This window comes from Serratia inhibens (genome assembly GCF_003591175.1).
GTDB lineage: Bacteria > Pseudomonadota > Gammaproteobacteria > Enterobacterales > Enterobacteriaceae > Serratia > Serratia inhibens.
The window spans coordinates 166072-185749 of sequence record NZ_QYYG01000001.1; the positions used below are offsets into that span (position 1 = coordinate 166072).

Consider the following 19678-nt stretch of genomic DNA (forward strand, 5'->3'; position numbering starts at 1 on the left):
TATATTAGGTTGTGTCCAAAAACTATTCGCCTGTTCGCCCGATTTTATGCGCTATTTTTGCTCAGGAGCCGTTATGAGAAGCATGCGTTTTTACCCAGAAGCCTGGCCATTGCATACCGCCTTTGTCATTGCCCGCGGCAGCCGCACCGAAGCGAAAGTGGTGGTGGTCGAGATTGAACTGCAGGGTGTACGCGGTATCGGCGAATGTACGCCGTATGCGCGCTATGGCGAAAGTGAAGCCTCGGTGCTGGCGCAACTGGCCGAGGTGGCACCGGCTATCGAGCGGGGAGTGACGCGTGAGCAATTGCAGTCTCTGATGCCGGCGGGCGCGGCGCGGAATGCGGTGGATTCGGCGCTATGGGATCTGGAGTGCCGTCTAAGCGGCCAGAGCCGCTGGCAGCGCAGCGGTGTCATGGAGCCGGAACGCATCCTGATGGCGCAAACCGTCAGCATCGGCTCGCCGGAGGCCATGGCGTTCGCTGCGCGCGAACTCGACCAGCAGGGCGCTCGTCTGTTGAAAATCAAGCTGGATAATCACCTGATCAGCGAACGACTGGTGGCTATCCGCGCAGCGGTGCCGAATGCGACGCTGATCGTCGATGCCAACGAATCCTGGCAGGCGGAGGGGCTGGCGGCGCGTTGTCAACTGTTGGCGGATCTGGACGTGGCGATGTTGGAACAGCCACTGTCTGCCGCCGATGACGGCGCGCTGGAGAACTTTATCCACCCGCTGCCGATTTGTGCCGATGAGAGCTGCCACACCCGCCGCGATCTGCCGGCGCTTATCGGCCGCTATCAGATGGTCAATATCAAACTGGATAAAACCGGTGGCCTGACGGAAGCGCTCGCGCTGGCTGCGCAGGCGCGGGAGCAGGGGTTTGCCATTATGCTCGGCTGCATGTTGTGTACTTCACGGGCAATCAACGCGGCGTTACCGCTGGCCCCGGGAGCGCGCTTTGTGGATTTGGATGGCCCAACCTGGCTGGCACGGGACGTTGATGCGGGGCTGGATTTCGACTATGGGGCGATCAATCTCGCCCCGCGGCAGAATTAATCCTGGTAGGTCAGCAACTCTGCCATCGCATCGAGGTAACTCTCGCTGGCGGCATCGGCGGAAATTGGCGGAAACTCGGCGGTAATGCAAGGCAGCGACAAATCGGCGCACCAACTGCCGAACGAACCCGGCGTTTCGTAACCCACGCTGGTGACCAGCGGCAAGGCAAATTTATGTGAAAGCCAGACACCGAGTTGGGAACTGGCGGGATCTTCAATGCAGGCCAAGGGTTCATGAAACGACACTACCCAGCGCGGTTTCAGCCGATGAATCAGGTGACACAGCGCCTGGGTTTCCGGTTCCGAACCGGGACGGCCGCCGGTTGACAGCTTGACGTCCCGCGCTTCTGCCGCACTGTTCCAACGATAAACCGTATCGCCGGAGCGCCAGTTGGCGGCGGGGAAGTTACGGTTCAGGTCAACGCCGTTGGCATTGGCGCGCAACCCCAGTTGGCAGCCGTCGGGATTGACCGCCAACACCACGTGATGGCGCAGCCGGTTTGGCGCAATGCTGCGTAGCGCACAAGAAAGGGTGACGATAGCGGCCCCCTCGTCACCGTGGGTACCGGCGATGATCAGCCCGGTTTCCGGGCCGCTGATGGCTGCGGGGAAATAGAGCAACGGTGCGCCTAACAGCGAACTGCCGTAATTCTCTCCTGCAACGGCCAATTGGCCACGTTCACTGCGCGGTCGATGCTGGATCATGGTGTTGTCCCTGGGTTAAACGTCGAGAGTCATTATCATTTTATTCAGTGTATTACGCTTTGGCTCATCTTTCCCAGAGCAATCGTTTCACCTTTGCCTGATATGTGAGCTGTGCGTTGGCGCAGGCAACAATAAAACCGCGCCGGCCATTTCGCTGTTGTTATACTATCGGCAAAGCTAACCCAATAACCAAGCAGGGGATTTAACATGCCAGTAGCCAGAATAGTTGCCAGCTATAGCGAAAATGAAAAGGATACCATCACGCTGCTGTGCGGCGTGGATGAGGAAAACCAGATCCGTCAGGGGGAATGGTTCGGCGTGGTGAAGAATGACGATGGGCGCGGCGATGAGTCCAATTATCCCTTTACCCTGCACGTCGACTACCAGAAAAACACCTTCTATCTCGACTATGGTTATGACGATGCCGAGTCGCGCCAGATGCAGAAGACCGATATTTATTCTAAACCGCTCGCCGAACAAAGCTTCTTCACCATTTTCGACGAGGAAGAGGGTGAAGAGTTCAGCTACCGCATCAACAGCATTCATCTTTACGACTAATCACGCCTGAGACCAAAATGCCCGTGCCGACGCTGTCGCACGGGCATTTTTTATTGTCTGGCCCTCAGTTTTTGCATCTTGTCCGCCCTGAGCTATAGGTGAGAGGGATCTTGTGCTATATGATAAAAAATTCAGATGGTTAACGGGGATGAATCAGAATGACGAGAAGAAAAATTCAGCAAGGTTTTCGTTTGGCGTTGTGTGCAGTGGCTATTGGCGCAGGATTAAGCAGCGCGATGGCGGCGCAGGTTCCCCCAGGCACCACTCTGGCGGAAAAGCAGGAAATTGTGCGTCATATTAAAGATGAGCCGGCTTCGCTGGATCCGATCAAGGCAGTGGGGTTGCCGGAGGCGCAATTGGCACGCGATCTGTTCGAAGGGCTGGTGAATCAGGATGCCAACGGCAAGGTGATCCCTGGCGTTGCCACCCGTTGGCAAACGTCCGATAACCAAACCTATATCTTCACGTTGCGCAAAGATGCGCGCTGGTCAAACGGTGACCCTGTAACGGCAAAAGATTTCGTTTATAGCTGGCAACGCCTGGTCGAGCCGAAAAATCTGTCACCTTTCGCCTGGTTCGCCCAATTGGCCGGTATTCAGAACGCCGACGAGATCATTGCAGGCAAGCTGCCTGCCGACAAGCTGGGCGTAACGGCGTTGGACGATTACACCTTTAAAGTGCAGTTGAACAAACCGGTACCCTATTTTGTCAGCCTGACCGCCAACTTCAGCCTGTTCCCGGTGAACCGGTCGGTGGTGGAGAAGTTCGGCAATGACTGGACCAAAGTCGGCAACCTGGTGGGCAATGGTGCATTCAAACTGCAGGAACGTGTGGTCAACGAGAAACTGGTGCTGACGCCAAATGAACATTACTGGGATCACGCACATACCGTGCTGACCAAAGTAACCTTTGTGCCGATCAACCAGGAGTCCAATGCCACCAAGCGCTATCTGGCCGGCGACATTGATATCACTGAGTCCTTCCCGAAAAACATGTACCAGAAGTTGCTGAAAGATATCCCGGACCAGGTTTATACCCCGGATCAGCTCGGTACCTATTATTACGCCTTCAATACCCAACGTGCGCCGACCAACGATGTGCGAGTGCGTAAAGCGCTGTCTTATGCGATCGACCGTAAAATTATTGCCGAAAAAGTGCTGGGCACCGGTGAGAAACCGGCTTATCACTTCACACCGGACGTCACCGCCGGGTTTAAACCGGAAGTGAGCCTGATGCAGCAGCAATCGCAGGCGGAACTGAATGCGCAGGCCAAGACGCTGATGCAGGCCGCCGGCTACGGCCCAAATAACCCGTTAAAGCTGACATTGCTGTACAACACCTCTGAAAGCCATCAGAAAATCGCGATTGCCGTGGCTTCGATGTGGAAGAAAACGCTCGGTATTGACGTCAAGCTGCAAAACCAGGAATGGAAAACCTATATCGACAGCCGCAACACCGGTAACTTCGACGTAGTGCGTGCTTCCTGGGTGGGCGATTACAACGAGGCATCGACCTTCCTGTCGTTGTTGAGTTCATCCCACAGCGGCAACATCGCCAAATTCAAGAGCGCCAGGTATGACAATCTGCTGGCGCAGGCCAGCCGGGAAACCAACGCAAAGGCTCTGACGGCGGATTACAATAAAGCGGAACAGATCATTGCGGAACAGGCACCGATCGCGCCAATTTACCAGTACACCAACGGTCGCCTGATCAAGCCTTGGGTAAAAGGTTACCCGATCACCAATCCGGAAGACGTGGCTTACAGCCAGACGATGTATATTTTGCAGCACTGATTGATCAGCGTTGTTCTTAAGGTACTTTTCAGGCCCCGCTCAAATGCGGGGCTTTTATTTGGCTAATGGCGACACAAACAACGCGCTGCGCGCAACAGAGGAAGGAAATATGCAAGACACGTCGTGCGCGCAGCCGGGGACGATCAGTAACTGACGCTTGACACTCGGGGCGATAAAACGCCGATCGTAAGCCGCATAGGCGACGCCGCGTTGCAGACGATAGGGGCCCTGAGCCTGCGCAGCACAGGATTTGTCGAGTATCTTGTAGAAGGTGCCGGGTGCGTGCCCGGTATCTTTTTCGCCCTCAATATAAGTGATGTCCGCCGCGGCATAGCGTTGGCGCACAGTTTCGCGGGTTTGACCGTGAAACCCGGGGATATTTTCAATACCGTATTTCCAGCGATTTAGGTTTGGGCATGAGTCAGCGGTCATTTCCGTCCAGGTAAAGCCGCAGCCTTTTTCCTGACTACAGCTACGCCAGTCGGCAACCGGCTGTGGCCGAAAACGATCAAAGTAAAGCCAACTGCCGGGGTCGGACACGACATAACGCAGGCTCACGCCGGTGGGCGGTTCCGCAAACCCGACATAGTGCTGCACGAACTGCGCGCCGGCGGAAAACCCAGCGACAGTGACCTGCCGTAACTGCGGCCATTTGATTTTCAGCTCGGCGATCAATTGGTCAAGTGCGGAAAACGAGCTGACTCTTGACTGTAAATCCAACCCACCCTCGATCCAGGAACTGCAACTCCACAATGTATCATCCGGCTGCGCCGCAGGAACGCCGGGCGAATGGCAGCGCCTGGCCTGAGCGGCGGGAACCGGATAGAGCGGCGCAACCAGTAAAGTGTCGTCGGTTTTATCTGCCAGTTGGGCCGCCTTCAGGGCCGCAGTCAGCGTTTTTCCGGCATCCCTGGGGTAACCGTGCAGCACGACTAAAGCGGAATGTGGCGTGCGCCCGTGGGATTTTACGACGTAGTAAGGCAAATTACCTGCCGAGTCATCGAGCTTGAGCTGATAGGCATCAGCGATGCCCTCGAGTGAATTATCTGCGGCAAACAGCGGATAAAAAGGCGCAGGAGCCAGTGTCAAAACAGAGGCCAGCAGTAACGTCGATGTGCATTTCATGGGGGACCGGGCTGAAAGTTGGGCATTATTCACCCATGTTAACGCATAAGGCGCGGGTCAGGGGTAACCATCGGGTGGCTTTATCTTTGAGTCGCAAAGCATTAACGCTAGACTCTGGTGTAACTGAAAAGCGAAGGGGATAAGGAATGGATGTCATTGAGGGGCGCGAGTTACAGGTTCCTGATGCGGTGTATGCCTACCAGCTCGATGGCAAGGGCGGCGTAACATCGATTGACTACGATGATAAAATCACCTGCGATGAGCCTTGCTGGCTGCATCTGGATTATGCGCACCCGGCCAGCGCTGAATGGCTGAACACTACGCCGTTGTTGCCGGATGCGGTAAGAGAAGCGTTATCGGGGGAAAGCTCGCGTCCGAGGGTCAGCCGCTTGGGCGATGGCACCATGATCACGTTGCGCAGTATTAATTTCAACGCCAACTCGCGGCCGGATCAGTTGGTGACCATTCGCGTTTATATGACCGATAAACTGATCGTTTCTACCCGACATCGTAAGGTGTACTCCATCGATCAGGTGGTGAGCGATCTGCAAAGCGGTACTGGGCCAACCAACAGCGGCAACTGGCTGGTGGAAATTGCCGATGCCTTGAACGATCACACCAGCGATTTTATAGAGGATCTGCACGATAAGATCATCGATTTGGAAGATGCGCTTTTGGAGCAGCAAATTCCGGAGCGCGGGCAGTTGGCACTGATACGCAAACAACTGATTGTGTTGCGCCGCTACATGGCGCCGCAGCGCGACGTATTTTCCCGGCTGGCGAGCGAGCGGTTGCCCTGGATGAACGATGACGACCGACGGCGCATGCAAGATGTTGCCGACCGGCTGGGGCGCGGCCTGGACGATCTGGATGGCAGCATTGCGCGCACCGCGATCCTTTCCGATGAAATCACCACCGTGATGGCCGATGCCATGAACCGCCGTACTTACACCATGTCGCTACTGGCAATGGTGTTCTTGCCCACCACGTTTTTGACCGGATTGTTCGGCGTTAACCTGGGCGGCATTCCTGGTGGCGGTAATCCCTTTGGCTTTGCCACCTTTTGCCTGATGCTGACGGGCCTGGTGCTCGGTGTGGCCTGGTGGCTGAAACGCAGCCGTTGGCTGTAGCCAAAAAAGCGTGAAAACCCGGTTAACATTGAGCGATATCAACTTTTGCCTCGGGAAAATGGGGCATGATCTCTCTCGCAGGTGAATGCAACGTCAAGCGATGGGCGTTGCGCTCCATAATTGTCTTACTTTCTTATTATTTAGAATTACTGCATAGCACATTGATTCATACGATGCCGGTCTAACCACCGGCATTTTTTTGTCTGCAATTTACCGCCTTCAGGCCGCGCTTTCGTCCCAGAAACTGGCCTCGATTTTATGCCCGTCCAGGTCGCGCACAAAGCACCCGTAATAGGCTTCGCCATAGTGCGGCCGTGATCCAGGGGCTCCTTCATCTTTTGCGCCTGCCTGTAACGCCAACCGGTAAAAATCATCGACCTGCTGCTTGCTGGTGGCGAAAAAACCTACGTGCATACCGTTACCGGTCGCTGCGGGTTGGTTGTCTATCGGCACCTGCAACCAGAACTCCGGGTAATCACGGCCATAGCCAATAGCGCCAGGATGCTCCAGCACTCGTCGGCAACCTAATGCGGAGAGCGTGCTATCGTAGAATTCGGCGGCGGCATCGAAATGATTGGTGCCCAGGGAAACGTGGGATACGCAGGGGGTAATGTTCATCGGCAATCTCCTTGTGACTGTATAAATGTACAGTATAGAGTAAAGACGGCACTGTCCGATAAATTATGCTGGAATTGTGAGCAGGATCGAAAACTGTCTGCGGGCAGAAACGCCGCCCGCAGAAAACGGGCGGCGCAGCGGTTTACTTGATTTCGAGAACGTTTAAACGTTCCAGCGCCGGTGCGGCTTCATCCGCATCTTCTGGCTGCCAGCCGACCGGTTGCATCGGAATATCTTCACGATCAAAAGCCAGATCGCCACCGTCAACCACTTCACTGCCGTGGTGAATCTCTTTGAAATCAAAAAGGTTGTAATCGCTCAGGTGTGAAGGCACCACGTTTTGCATTGCGCTGAACATGGTTTCCAGGCGGCCCGGATAGCGTTTATCCCAGTCGCGCAGCATGTCGCCAATCACCTGACGTTGCAGGTTTGGCTGCGAACCGCACAGATTACACGGAATAATGGGGAATTCTTTAGCCACCGAGAAACGCTCGATGTCTTTTTCGCGGCAATAGGCCAGCGGACGGATCACCACATGCTTGCCATCGTCGCTCATCAGCTTGGGTGGCATGCCTTTCAGCTTGCCGCCATAGAACATATTGAGGAACAGCGTTTGCAGAATGTCGTCACGGTGGTGGCCGAGGGCAATCTTGGTCGCGCCCAGCTCGGTGGCGGTGCGGTAAAGAATGCCGCGGCGCAGGCGAGAACACAGTGAGCAGGTGGTTTTGCCTTCAGGGATCTTGTCTTTGACGATGCTGTAGGTATTTTCCTCGACAATCTTGTATTCCACCCCCAGGTTTTCCAGATAAGCCGGCAGGATATGCTCGGGGAAGCCCGGCTGTTTCTGGTCGAGGTTGACCGCAACCAGCGAGAAGTTCACCGGCGCGCTTTGCTGCAGGTTGCGCAGGATTTCCAGCATGGTGTAGCTGTCTTTGCCACCGGACAGGCAGACCATGATGCGGTCGCCTTCTTCAATCATGTTGAAATCGGCGATCGCCTGGCCCACGTTGCGACGCAGGCGCTTTTGCAATTTGTTGAGGTTGTACTGCTCTTTTTGACTAACGGTTTGTTTTTCTGACATTTAAATCGTGCTCGTTTTCAATGGGGGGCACTATGGGGGCATGATATTTAGACCGAGAGTTTAGCATTCAACAGGCTATTTGGGTCAGTATTCATATCTTCCCGCTTTGCACCTTAGGCCTTGAAGGCCCTTTGTGCATATCATGCCCCATCTGGTTTGCGATAAAAATGGGTTCGCGCCAGCTGGCAGCAACCAGCAGGCAAAAGTATGTCGCGTATGGTACGGATTACGCCGCCGAATACCAGCGCGTTTTATGCATCAGCCCCAGACATGGCCCAATGAGGAGCGAAAGCCGTCTTTTTTACTTTGTTTGGTGCTCTTCAGCCAGATCGAAACCAATCAGTGTCTGCTCGGTTTTTACGCCCGGCATCATCTGATGCAGCCCCTCGATCAACTCTTCACCGGCATCATACAGCGCCTGTAACGGCATGGCCGGCAGGCTTTCCAGAATAAACCACATCTTGCCGGCATCTGCGTTCAGCCGGGTTCTTACCCCCTGGCGCCAGTTCCAGCGACGGCAAGTTACACCCAGATCGTCGCGCCAGACCACTTCCCCCGGTTCCGGCGATTCATGCGTAACCTCACCGTCTTTCACCGTATCAAACAGCTCGCTTCCATCGGCAACCACTAACCTGGGTTGCCCGACATAGGCTTCAACATTTTCCCCGCCAACGGGAATGGCATAGCGAATGCTGATGGCATTATAAAGATCAACAACGGGATCAATACTGGGTAGCGAGCCGTCTCGCAGAACCCGTTTGCGCAAAGCTTCCGCTGAACAAGGGGTGCGTTTGGGTTTGGCGCCGAATCGGGTAAATGCCTCTCCCCAGGCGGCAAGATGAGCCTCGGCCCAGGGCGCGTCACCCGCAGAAATCGAATGACAAGCCTGTTTCAAAGCCTGGTCGGCAATCCTCGGGTTGGTAATAGGTGCGGCTTCAACGGCAATGCTCAAGGCTCTGAAGCCGGGTGCCACGGAGGACACTTTGGGATCGATTGACGGAAGAACTGAAAACATCTGATAATCCTATAATGACTAATTTATTTCATGGTAATGACTAATGACCAATAAAGTCAATATATCGACCGAGCACGGCGCGGATATTCAAACCGTCAATGAAGCGGTTTCAAGCACCATCAAACAGCACCGAAAAAACAAGAAATTGACCCTTGATGAGCTGTCACGCAGGGCCGGTGTCAGCAAAGGGATGCTGGTAGAAATCGAGAAGGGTGCAGCTAACCCGAGCATTGCCATATTGTGCAAAATAGCGGCGGCGCTGGGCCTTTCTGTAGCCGATATCGTTAATGTCACCGATGCGCCCTCCGCTTACCTTATCGATAAAAAGGAAATACCTACATTATGGACGGGTGACTCAGGCGGTACAGCCCGTTTGCTGGCGGGGACGCGCGGGCCGGATATGATTGAGCTGTGGCGCTGGGAGATGTTTCCTGATGAGCTGTTTGCCTCAGCGGGCCATCCTCAAGGCACCTTCGAGCTGCTGCATGTTGAGCAGGGCGTTCTCAGCCTGAAGGTGGGGAGTACCGAGATGATTATTCCTGCGGGTTCTTCTGCCGTCGCCAGCACCGATGTGCCGCATCATTATGCCAATCGGGGTGAGGGAAAGCTGCTCTTCACCATGACCGTAGCCGAACTTCACTCCTGACATATTGCCGGTTTGCCGGGCGTTATCCCAACGGCAGAACTGTATAAGGGTTCATCATGGTAGCGGGGACTATGCGAAAATTCTTGCAGGCCGGGTTATTGCTTTGTTTTACGTCGTTATCAGCCGGTGATTGAGAAGGCGCGGTTCGACGTTGCGCAATGGCAGGGAAAAGAAAGCTACGTACGCGGTGCGGTAAAAGAAGCCCAGCGGCAAAGCTGGCTGGAAGCAGGGCGCGAACCGATCGCGCCCTGAAGGGGTATTTACTCGGCGGACGATTTTTCCGTCTTGCCGGCCAACATACTGAGGAAGTCGTACTTCTCTTTCAGCTCTTTCTCTGCGGCCTGGTACAGCGCACTGGCGACCTCCGGCTGCTGCGAGTTCAGGCGGCGGAAGCGCTGTTCTTTGAGCAGGGTTTCGGTCAGCTCGCTGTTTGGCGGCCGAGAATCCAGCGCCAGCGCGGGTTTACCCTGGTCGGTGCGGCGCGGATCGAAACGGTACAGCGGCCAGAAACCGGTGGCAGTCAACTGTTTCATCTGATCGTGGCTGAGCGCCAAATCGTAACCGTGCTCCTCGCACGGGCTGTAGGCGATAATCAGTGATGGGCCCGGATAGGCCTCTGCTTCCTGAATGGCCTTCACCGTCTGGTTAAGCTGTGCCCCCAGCGAAATCTGCGCCACATAGACATGGCCGTACATCATCATACTGACGCCCAGATCCTTGCGTGCCTTTCGTTTGCCGTGCTCGCCGAACTTGGTTACCGCACCGAGCGGCGTGGCTTTCGACTGTTGCCCGCCAGTGTTGGAGTAACACTGGGTATCCAGCACCAGCATGTTGACGTTCTCGGTCAGACTGAGGACGTGATCCAAACCGCCGAAACCAATATCGTAGGCCCAGCCGTCGCCGCCAATCAGCCAGATGGATTTATCCACCAGATAATCGGCGTCGGTCGCCAGTTGGCGAGCGTCGTCACCCTCGATCTGCGCCAGCAGGCCACGCAATTCAGCGATCTGTTTGCGGCGTGGTTCGGGCGCGACGTCCTGCATCTGCAAAGCGTTGACCAACGGCTCCGGCAGTTGCGGCGACAGGGTATTCAGCAACCGCAGCACACGACTCCGGTGCTGATCGACCGTCAACCTGAAGCCCAGACCAAATTCGGCGTTATCTTCGAACAGCGAGTTGGCCCACGCCGGGCCGCGGCCTTCGGCGTTGGTGGTATAAGGCGTGGTCGGCAGATTACCGCCGTAAATCGATGAACATCCGGTGGCATTGGCAATCAGCAGCCGGTCGCCGTAGAGCTGGGTCAGCAGCTTGATGTACGGCGTCTCGCCGCAGCCCGAGCAGGCGCCGGAATATTCGAACAGCGGCGAGATCAACTGCGAAGTGCGGATGTCGATGCGCTCAATCTGCGCCGGGTCGATCTCCGGCAATTGCAGGAAGAAATCGTAATGCCGTTTTTCCGCATCGAGATTATCGAGCCGCGAAGCCATGTTGATCGCCTTGATGTCCGGATTCTGGCGATCTTTGGCCGGACACACCTCTACGCACAGGTTACAGCCGGTACAATCTTCCGGCGCTACCTGCAGCACATACTTCTGGCCGCGCATATCACGCGCTTTGACATCCAGCGACTGCAAGCTGGCGGGGGCGTGCTCCATCGCCTGCGGTTGCACCACTTTGGCGCGAATGGCGGAGTGCGGGCAAGCGGCGACGCAGTGGTTGCACTGGGTGCAGAGATCCGGCTGCCAGAGCGGGATCGTCTCGGCGATATTGCGTTTCTCCCATTGGGTAGTGCCGACCGGCCAGGTTCCGTCCGGTGGGAAGGCCGAGACCGGCAGCGCATCGCCCAACCCGGCCAGCATCGCGGCGGTAACGGTTTTGACAAAGTCGGGTGCGGCATCCGAGACTACCGGTGGGCGCAGCGGGCTGCCGGCGTCGACCGGTTGCAGCGGGATCTCAATCAATGCATCAAGCGTGGCATCCAGCGCTTGCCAGTTGCGTTCGACGATCTCCTGGCCTTTGCTGCCGTAGCTGCGGGCGATAGCGTCCCGCAGTTGCTGCAGTGCCAAGTCGCCCGGCAGAATTTGCGTGAGTCGGAAAAACGCCATCTGCATAACGGTATTGATGCGCGCTCCGAGTTGGCACTCGCGTGCCAGTTTTGCCGCGTTGATAATATAGAAACGAGCCTGGCGCTGTTGCAGCACCGCCTGAACTTCCTGCGGTAGCCGTGACCACGCCTCTTCGGCACCGTATGGCGTGTTAAGCAGGAAGATGCCGCCGGGCTTCAGACGCTCCGCCATCTGGTAGGTATCGATAAACTGCAGTTGATGGCAACCGACGAAGTCGGCGCGGCTGACCAGATAGGCCGAATTGATCGGCTGTTCGCTGACGCGCAGGTGAGAAACCGTCAGGCCGCCGGCCTTTTTGGAGTCGTAGACAAAATACCCTTGTGCGTACATCGGCGTGCTGTTGCCGATGATTTTGATGTTGTTCTTGGTGGCGGAGACGGAGCCGTCGCTGCCCAGGCCGTAGAACAACGCCTCCAGCGAAGCGCGCTGCGGCAGGGTTTCTTCGCTGAGCGGCAGGGAAAGGCCGGTCACATCGTCGAAAATACCGACGGTGAAGCGCGGACGCGGTCTGGCAAGTTGCAGCTCGTTGAATACCGCCAATGCACAGTCCGGCCCGAACTCCTTCGAAGACAAACCGTAACGGCCACCGATCACCATCGGCATGTCCGCGCGTTCGCCACGGCTGAAGGCCTCGGCCAGCGCGGTCATCACATCCAGGTACAGCGGCTCCGCCAGCGCGCCAGGCTCTTTGGTGCGGTCCAGTACGGCGATTTTCCGGGCACTTTCCGGCAGCACGCTGAGCAGGTGCCGAGCGGAGAAGGGCCTGAACAACCGCACTTTCAATACGCCGACCTTTTCGCCACGCGTCAACAGGGTGTCAATCGCCTCTTCGCAGGTGCCGATCGCGGAACCCATCAGGATCACTACACGCTCGGCCTGCGGGTGGCCGTAATATTCAAAGGGTTGATATGCCCGCCCGGTGATCTGCGCAAATTTATCCATTGCATCAATCACATGCTGGCAGGCGCTGTCGTACCAGGGATTAGTGGCTTCACGCGACTGGAAATAGGTATCCGGATTAGCGGAAGTGCCGCGCACCACCGGGTGATCCGGCGACAGCGCACGGCTGCGGTGGGCGTCAATCGCCTCCTGCGGCAGCATCTTGCGCAGGGCGTCGTCGTCCAGCGGCACGATTTTATTGATTTCGTGCGAGGTGCGGAAACCATCAAAAAAATGAATAAACGGCAGGCGACTGTTGAGGGACGCCGTTTGGGAAATCAGCGCAAAGTCTTGCGCTTCCTGGACGCTACTGGCGCACAGCATGGCGCAACCGGTCTGACGTACGGCCATTACGTCGGAATGATCGCCGAAGATCGACAGCGCATGGGTCGCCACGGTGCGTGCGGCGACGTGCAATACAAACGGCGTCAATTCACCGGCCAGTTTGTACAGTGTCGGGATCATCAGCAGCAGGCCCTGCGATGAGGTGAATGAGGTCGACAGCGCGCCGGTTTGCAGCGCACCGTGCACCGTGGCGATGGCTCCGCCTTCCGACTGCATTTCCATCACGCGCGGCACGTCTCCCCAGATGTTTGGACGACCGTCGCCGGACCAGGCATCCGCCTGTTCCGCCATGGTTGAACTGGGGGTGATCGGGTAGATGGCAATCACTTCGCTGGTGCGATAGGCGACGGAAGCGACTGCATTATTACCATCTGTAGTAATCATCGACTTTACCTTTCATTGCTCAAAAAGCCGCAAAAGTTGCCTCTTGCAGTAATTAACAAAGTCTAGCAGAGGGATATATTGGCCCTTTATCGCGTTTGTGTGGCGGGCGAAAAATCGGCAGGAAGCACGCGCAGGTAATATCTTCGATAAAAATCGTTTTAAAACGGAGAATTAATCGGGTGGTTTAACGACAATTTATTCACGACGCGCCATACTGGTGAACATGTTCACTTACAGAAGAAAAGACGATGAGCGGATTTATCTATTTGACCATGGCGATTGTTGCTGAAGTGATCGCCACCACCATGCTGAAAGCCTCCGAAGGTTTTACCCGATTGTGGCCGTCGCTGGCGGTTATCGTGGGCTACGCCGTGGCTTTCTGGGGGCTGTCGATGGTGGTGAAAACCATGCCGCTGGGGATTGTTTATGCTATTTGGTCGGGTATGGGCATTGTTCTGGTGTCGATAGCTGCCGTATTTGTCTATCAGCAAAAGCTGGATCTACCGGCGGTGATCGGCATGGGATTAATTATTGCCGGCGTACTGGTGATTAATTTACTGTCGAAAACGGCGGCTCATTGATTGTTATTTTAATGTGAAAATAGCCGGCGTGACATTCAGTGACGCTGGCTGAATAATTCAGGAGTAAATAACGGAAAATAAGGGATTAACCCCCTGATCATTTCAGTTTGGGCCAATGAAGCTGCAACCTGAATGTCACGAATGTATTAATCCGTAACCGCAAAGTTCGCAATATCTCCCACGCCGATAGCCAAGAGTTGCGCAGCCGCCCAAGGCCACCGACACGACTTCACTCGCTGGTAAAATTCGAATGTGGTGACCGCTGCCCCTCGCGATTGAAACTCCTTTGTCTGCAAGCCGTGTTACGTCGCCGACCTTTGACACCCGATGGGTATCAGAGGGAAAGAAATCCTGTAACGATAATAATGTCGATTCTGTTCAAATAAACGCCAAATAATTGCAGGAATATATTTCCATAATTAATTTATCAGGCTAAATTAAACGGGTTTGCATCAAAGATAACTGAACGTGTCCGCATTAAAGTGACGCGAGTTATCAGCAATGGCGATTTTACACAGCGCAGTTCCGGGTTCAGGAGTGAAAATAATGCAAAAATCAACGTGGCTGCTTGCCGGCGCCGTACTGCTTTTGGCCGCATGCAGCAGCAAGAATGAAGAACCAGTTCAGCAGGGCAATAGTGCAAGAATCAATACGTTACAGACCAGCGCCAATTGCGCCAGCGTGGGTGGCGTCACTACCGTGGCTCATAATTTAAACGGCGAGGCGGTAAGAATGTGCCAGATGCCGAACGGCAAGCAGTGTGAAGAGTGGACTCTGGGGCAAGGAGCTTGCTCAACCGCCGGTTAAGGCGAAAGAAGACCAGGCCGCTTTAGCAGCCTGGTAAACAGGGATCACTGCACCCAGTCTCGCAGGGTATATACCAGGATATGGTCGCCACCGCTCAGCGTGAGTTGCTGAGCGTTAAGGCTGACTTTTGCGCCTTTTCCCAGCACTGCGCCGATCGTTTGATCCCACTGATTGCGTTGCTCATCGGTACACAGCTTGCGCGTTGAGGCCAGGTTTTGCACCGTCAGCACGCCGTTTTGCAACTGGCCGCTGCCGAAGAAACGGTTACACATCGCGCCGGAAACATGCATTTTTTCACCGAACTCAATACTTGGGGCGCTACCGGGCTGTGGCTTCACCGCAACGCCGTCCACGCTTTGCAGCACGAAATTGTGATGTAACAGGTCGCTTTCCGTAACGGTTTTACTGTTCTGGTTCATTCCACACCCCGCTAATAACAGCGCCGCTAACGCCGCCGACAGACACTTTTTCATGCGTTTTCCTCACTGAAAATTCAGGCATTAAGCTGATTAGGGCAATTTTCCCCGCGATCCAACTGGTTGACGTTTTTCAGCGTGGTTTCCGAAATGCTGGTCAGCGCCTCCTCAGTCAGGAAAGCCTGGTGACCGGTGAACAACACGTTGTGACAGGCTGACAGACGGCGGAATACGTCATCCTGAATCACGTCATTGGATTTGTCTTCGAAGAACAAGTCGCGTTCATTCTCATACACGTCCATCCCCAGAGCGCCGATTTTTTGTTGCTTCAGCGCGTCAATCGCCGCCGAGGAATCAATCAGCCCGCCGCGGCTGGTGTTGATGATCATGACGCCGTCTCTCATCATGGCAAAAGCGTCGGTATTCAGCAGATGATGGTTTTCCGGCGTCAGAGGGCAGTGCAGGGTGATCACGTCTGATTGCGCGTACAGCGTTTTCAGATCAACATATTCTGCGCCCAACTCCAGCGCCTGCGCACTTGGGTAGGGATCGTAAGCCAACAGTTTCATGCCGAACCCTTTCAGGATGCGCATGGTCGCCACACCAATTTTACCGGTGCCAATCACCCCGGCGGTGCGATTATGCATGTTGAAGCCGATCAGCCCCTCAAGCGAGAAGTTGGCGTCGCGGGTGCGTTGGTAGGCGCGGTGGATGCGGCGGTTAAGGCACATCATCATCCCTACGGCGTGTTCCGCCACTGCCTCCGGCGAATAAGCCGGCACGCGTACTACTTTGATGCCCAATTCTTTGGCGGCGTCCAGGTCCACATTGTTGAAACCGGCGCAGCGCAGGGCCAGGATTTCAACCCCCAACGCCGCCAGTTCTTCAAGCACTTCACGGCTGCCGTCGTCATTGACGAAAATGCATACCGCTTTGCAACCGGCGGCAGTTTTGGCGGTTTTCTTGCTGAGCAGAAAGTCGAAGAATTCCAGCTCATAGCCAAACTGTTGATTCACCAGTTCGAGATATTTACGGTCATACTGTTTGGTGCTGTATATCGCCAATTTCATCGTGGTTTCTCCACCGTGATTTTGTGACAAATTTAACAGATTTTAGTAAATTCTACAATTGGTTAGCTCATTCCGGCATGGGTGAGATTTTTATTGAGGGCAGGTTTAAGAGTAGCGGGAGGCGGCGGAGAGCGAGGCAAAAAAATCCCCACGGGGGGTGGGGAATGGCTTCTCTAGTACAGTAAGCTCGCGGCTGACTTTTGTTAGAATGCTTGCAAGACTATTAATGAACAAAGGCAACTACAATAACAAAAGTCCGAAACATAACGTATTCACGCAGTGAATATGTAACTAAACCCTACAGAGTCAGCATTGATGACTGGAAACCCGCCTGAACAGGCGTTGCCTGCGCTATCGACTTCACCCTATGTCAAATTCGTGCCATCATTATTGCCAATTCAGGCATAGACTTACCCTACACGGCGTTCGGTTCGGGGGATTAATGCCCAACTCAGGAATGAAGCAATCATTTAATGACTAAGCGATTGAAAGTATTCATAGGGATTGTGATGGGTATTGTGATCCTGCTGTTGGCGCTGTGGCAAACGCTGCCGCGCTGGCTGCCGCGCGTGCTTACCCATTGGTTGCCGCAGGGCAGTCAGTTGGTTTTGCAGGGTAAACTGCGGTGGCAGCAGGGGGCCTTGCAACTGGATGGCGCCCGATTTACCGCGCAGGATTGTTTGCTGGCCGCCGTGGGGCCGACCCGGTTGGCTTATCGGCAGGGGCGCTGGCAACTGATCGGCGACAAACTCAGCATTGATAGCGCCTGTTTATCAAAATTGCCAGCCGGCGATGCCGACAGCGCTCCTCTGGCGCTCGACAGGGTGCAAAAACAATTGCCGCTGCTGGATATCACCATCAATGATTTCACGGTGATCCCGTGGCAACACTATGCCGGCAAACTGCAATTGCACGCTTCGGCTGGTGGCCAACGTCTGCAGTATCAGGGGAAAAACCTCAGCGCCGAAGCCGTGTTGGATGATCACCAGCAACTGACGCTGAACAGCCTGACGCTTACTCCGCCCAACAGCTCGCAACCGCTGCATCTGACCGGCAAGATTGCCATCCCGCTGGATTTGGACAGCATGCCCGTTCAGGGCGCGTTGCAGGGCGAGATGCAAACCGGCTATCTGGAAAAGCCGTTGCTGCTCGATATGCGCTGGCAACAGCAGCAAGGCGTGTTGACGCTAACGGAAAAGGGCGACGATAAACCGCTGGTGACGTTACCCTGGGAAATCACCCCGCAGCAGGTCAGCATCAATCAAGGAGAGTGGCGTTGGCCCTATAGCCGGCAGCCGCTTAACGGCGGGCTGAGCGTGGCACTGCACGACTGGAGCAAGGGGCTGGATGAAACCCAAATCAGCGCTCGTTTGAATGTCATTACCGCCGGTCACAATGGTAAAGGCAATGCAGTGTTGACGCTGGGGCCGGGCAAGGTCGGATTGATTGACAGCGATCTGCGCTTCCAACTGACCGGCCAGGCTAATCTGGCCGATTTTTCCATGACCGCTTCTATTCCCGGTATTCTCAGTGGCACTATCCTTAATCCGACGCTGGTCTTGCAACCAGGGTCGTTGCTGCGTCTGTGGGGCAACGCCTCGCCAGAAATGAAGCTGGAAGAGGCGCGCCTGCCGCTGGCCGGCGTCAAGGTTACCGCCGCCGGCATTACCGGCCGCCTGCAGGCCATCATCAACGCCAGCGACAGCTACTGGGGGCGTTTTAAACTGCACCTGGACGGTAAGGCACAGGATTTTTGGCCGGATCACGGCAACTGGCAATGGCGCTATTGGGGAAAGGGTCAGTTACCGCCGTTGCAGGCGGCCTGGGACGTTGCCGGCAGCGGCAGTTGGCAGGACACGACGATTGTTCTCGACCGTCTTTCCACCGGCTTCGACAAGCTGAAGTACGGCCTGGTGACGGTGGATGCGCCGCGTCTCAGCCTTGGTCAGCCACTGCGCTGGCAGCGTGGTGAGCGGAACCCGGCGTTCAATGCCGATATACAACTGGTTGCCGGCAAGGTCAGCTTTACGGACGGTGGCCATTTACCCTCGCCGGTGCTGGCGCTACAGCTTAAAGGCACCACGCCGGACAGCTTCCAGTGGCAGGGCAAATTGCAGGCGGAACAGATTGGGCCAATAGCGCTGCATGGCCGCTGGGACGGCGAACGGCTGCGCGGTGAAGGCTGGTGGCCGAAACAATCGCTGAAAGTATTCCAGCCACTGATCTCGCCGGATCTCAATATCACGCTGCGCGATGGCGAGTTTTATGCTCAGTCGGCCTTCTCGGCTGCCCGCGTGCAGGGCTTTGAAGCCGGAGGCCACTGGGTCGTGAACAATGGCGGCATGTGGCTGAAGGACGGTGAGATGAGCGGTCTGGATTTTGTCATGTCCTACCGATTCAAAAATCATTTGTGGCAACTGGGCGCCAAACGGCCGGTAACGTTGCGCATCAAGTCATTCAGCAACCTGTTCGAAATGCAGAATATCACTGCCGATCTTCAGGGCTTTTATCCCTACAGCGAGCCGGCGCCGTTAACGCTGAGCAATGTCGGCCTGGATGCGCTGAACGGGCATATCAGCCTGTCGGCATTGCGGATGCCGCAACATGATGCTGCGGTGCTGAAGCTGGATAAAGTGGATCTCAGCGCGCTGTTTACCGCGTTGAAGCCAAAGCAGTTTGCCATGTCCGGCAAGGTCGACGGCGAACTGCCTTTGTACCTCAATCACCCCAAATGGCTGGTGCGCAATGGGTGGATCGCCAATGCTGGCATGCTGACGCTGCGGCTGGACAAGGACATGGCCGATGCTATCGGCAGCAATAATTTGGCGACCGGCGCGGCGATAGACTGGCTGCGCTACATGGAGATCAACCGTTCTCAGGCCAGTGTCGATCTCGATAACCTGGGCGAGCTGACGCTAAAAGCGCGCATTGACGGGGTAAATCCGCAGAAAAGTGCCAAACGTGAGGTTATCCTGAATTATACCCATCAGGAAAACGTGTTTCAGCTATGGCGCAGTCTGCGTTTTGGCGACAATTTACAGGAGTGGCTTGAACAGGCCCTCTCAAAACCTGGGGAACAACCATGAAAATCATCAGCGGACCCTTGCTGGTCGCCGTGTTGGGCACGTCTTTACTGAGCGGCTGCGTGCCGCGTATTGAGGTCGCGACGCCCAAAGACCCGATTACCATCAATATGAACGTGAAGATCGAACATGAAATTCATATCAAGGTGGATAAGGACGTGGATAATCTGCTGAAAACCCAAAGCGGTCTGTTCTAGGAGCCA

At 55.5% G+C, this 19678-nt stretch carries 17 protein-coding genes and 1 pseudogene; 9 read left to right on the top strand and 9 right to left on the bottom strand.

The annotated features are described in order from the left end of the window. Positions 1-73: 73 nt before the first annotated feature. Positions 74-1054, top strand: coding sequence for an L-Ala-D/L-Glu epimerase (gene ycjG, locus D4100_RS00830; protein ID WP_006319551.1), 981 nt, complete (start codon positions 74-76; stop codon positions 1052-1054). Here the strand turns inward: ycjG and mpaA are convergent. Beyond that, positions 1051-1758 carry a murein tripeptide amidase MpaA gene (mpaA, locus tag D4100_RS00835; protein ID WP_006319552.1) on the bottom strand — a complete coding sequence of 236 codons (708 nt, stop codon included), beginning with the start codon at positions 1756-1758 and terminating at the stop codon, positions 1051-1053. The two genes, ycjG and mpaA, sit on opposite strands and share 4 nt — an antisense overlap. A 207-nt stretch (positions 1759-1965) precedes the next feature. Between mpaA and D4100_RS00840 the strand changes: the two genes are divergently transcribed. Together D4100_RS00840 and D4100_RS00845 are read left to right on the top strand one after the other, a co-directional pair. Further along, entirely contained in the window at positions 1966-2316 is a 351-nt protein-coding gene (locus D4100_RS00840; protein WP_004945080.1) for a hypothetical protein, read from the top strand. 158 nt (positions 2317-2474) lie between these two features. Then, positions 2475-4109: a peptide ABC transporter substrate-binding protein gene (locus D4100_RS00845; RefSeq protein WP_043912595.1), complete on the top strand. Its 1635-nt coding sequence runs from the start codon at positions 2475-2477 to the stop codon at positions 4107-4109. A 54-nt stretch (positions 4110-4163) separates the two neighbouring features. Here the strand turns inward: D4100_RS00845 and D4100_RS00850 are convergent, their stop codons facing one another. Next, complete coding sequence (locus D4100_RS00850) at positions 4164-5234, bottom strand: alpha/beta hydrolase (RefSeq protein ID WP_119802600.1); 1071 nt, start codon at positions 5232-5234, stop codon at positions 4164-4166. 146 nt (positions 5235-5380) lie between these two features. Between D4100_RS00850 and zntB the strand changes: the two genes are divergently transcribed. Then, positions 5381-6364 (top strand): zinc transporter ZntB, encoded by a 984-nt coding sequence (gene zntB, locus D4100_RS00855; RefSeq protein ID WP_006319556.1) that lies wholly within the window; start codon positions 5381-5383, stop codon positions 6362-6364. 219 nt (positions 6365-6583) lie between these two features. Here the strand turns inward: zntB and D4100_RS00860 are convergent, their stop codons facing one another. The 4 genes and pseudogenes from D4100_RS00860 to D4100_RS00875 form a co-directional block, all read right to left on the bottom strand. Then, complete coding sequence (locus D4100_RS00860) at positions 6584-6982, bottom strand: VOC family protein (protein WP_006319557.1); 399 nt, start codon at positions 6980-6982, stop codon at positions 6584-6586. A gap of 142 nt (positions 6983-7124) precedes the next feature. Continuing rightward, positions 7125-8063, bottom strand: a complete 939-nt coding sequence (ttcA, locus tag D4100_RS00865) for a tRNA 2-thiocytidine(32) synthetase TtcA (RefSeq protein ID WP_006319558.1) — start codon at positions 8061-8063, stop codon at positions 7125-7127. Positions 8064-8110: 47 nt separating this feature from the next. After that, positions 8111-8348, bottom strand: a pseudogene (locus tag D4100_RS25855) (site-specific integrase); the annotation flags it as partial. 16 nt (positions 8349-8364) lie between these two features. Continuing rightward, complete coding sequence (locus D4100_RS00875) at positions 8365-9078, bottom strand: B3/B4 domain-containing protein (protein WP_119802602.1); 714 nt, start codon at positions 9076-9078, stop codon at positions 8365-8367. A gap of 43 nt (positions 9079-9121) precedes the next feature. Here D4100_RS00875 and D4100_RS00880 point away from each other — a divergent pair, with 43 nt between their 5' ends. Next, positions 9122-9724, top strand: coding sequence for an XRE family transcriptional regulator (locus tag D4100_RS00880; RefSeq protein ID WP_119802604.1), 603 nt, complete (start codon positions 9122-9124; stop codon positions 9722-9724). A 260-nt stretch (positions 9725-9984) separates the two neighbouring features. On the opposite strand, the gene nifJ is transcribed toward D4100_RS00880, so the two are convergent. Beyond that, positions 9985-13518 (bottom strand): pyruvate:ferredoxin (flavodoxin) oxidoreductase, encoded by a 3534-nt coding sequence (gene nifJ / locus D4100_RS00890; protein WP_119802606.1) that lies wholly within the window; start codon positions 13516-13518, stop codon positions 9985-9987. A 248-nt stretch (positions 13519-13766) separates the two neighbouring features. Here nifJ and D4100_RS00895 point away from each other — a divergent pair, with 248 nt between their 5' ends. Both D4100_RS00895 and D4100_RS00900 read left to right on the top strand, forming a co-directional pair. Then, a complete protein-coding gene (locus D4100_RS00895) occupies positions 13767-14099 on the top strand; it encodes an SMR family transporter (RefSeq protein ID WP_006319563.1) in 333 nt (110 codons plus the stop codon). Positions 14100-14645: 546 nt separating this feature from the next. Continuing rightward, positions 14646-14906, top strand: a complete 261-nt coding sequence (locus D4100_RS00900) for a DUF333 domain-containing protein (RefSeq protein ID WP_006319564.1) — start codon at positions 14646-14648, stop codon at positions 14904-14906. Between the two features lie 44 nt (positions 14907-14950). Here the strand turns inward: D4100_RS00900 and hslJ are convergent, their stop codons facing one another. Beyond that, entirely contained in the window at positions 14951-15379 is a 429-nt protein-coding gene (hslJ, locus tag D4100_RS00905; protein ID WP_006319565.1) for a heat shock protein HslJ, read from the bottom strand. A 20-nt stretch (positions 15380-15399) separates the two neighbouring features. Continuing rightward, complete coding sequence (locus D4100_RS00910) at positions 15400-16392, bottom strand: 2-hydroxyacid dehydrogenase (protein ID WP_006319566.1); 993 nt, start codon at positions 16390-16392, stop codon at positions 15400-15402. A gap of 473 nt (positions 16393-16865) precedes the next feature. Between D4100_RS00910 and D4100_RS00915 the strand changes: the two genes are divergently transcribed. Next, entirely contained in the window at positions 16866-19478 is a 2613-nt protein-coding gene (locus tag D4100_RS00915) for a YdbH family protein (protein ID WP_119802608.1), read from the top strand. Next, on the top strand, positions 19475-19672 hold the full coding sequence (locus D4100_RS00920) for a YnbE family lipoprotein (RefSeq protein ID WP_004945033.1): 198 nt from the start codon (positions 19475-19477) through the stop codon (positions 19670-19672). Before D4100_RS00915 ends, D4100_RS00920 begins: the two co-directional genes overlap by 4 nt. Positions 19673-19678 lie beyond the last annotated feature (6 nt).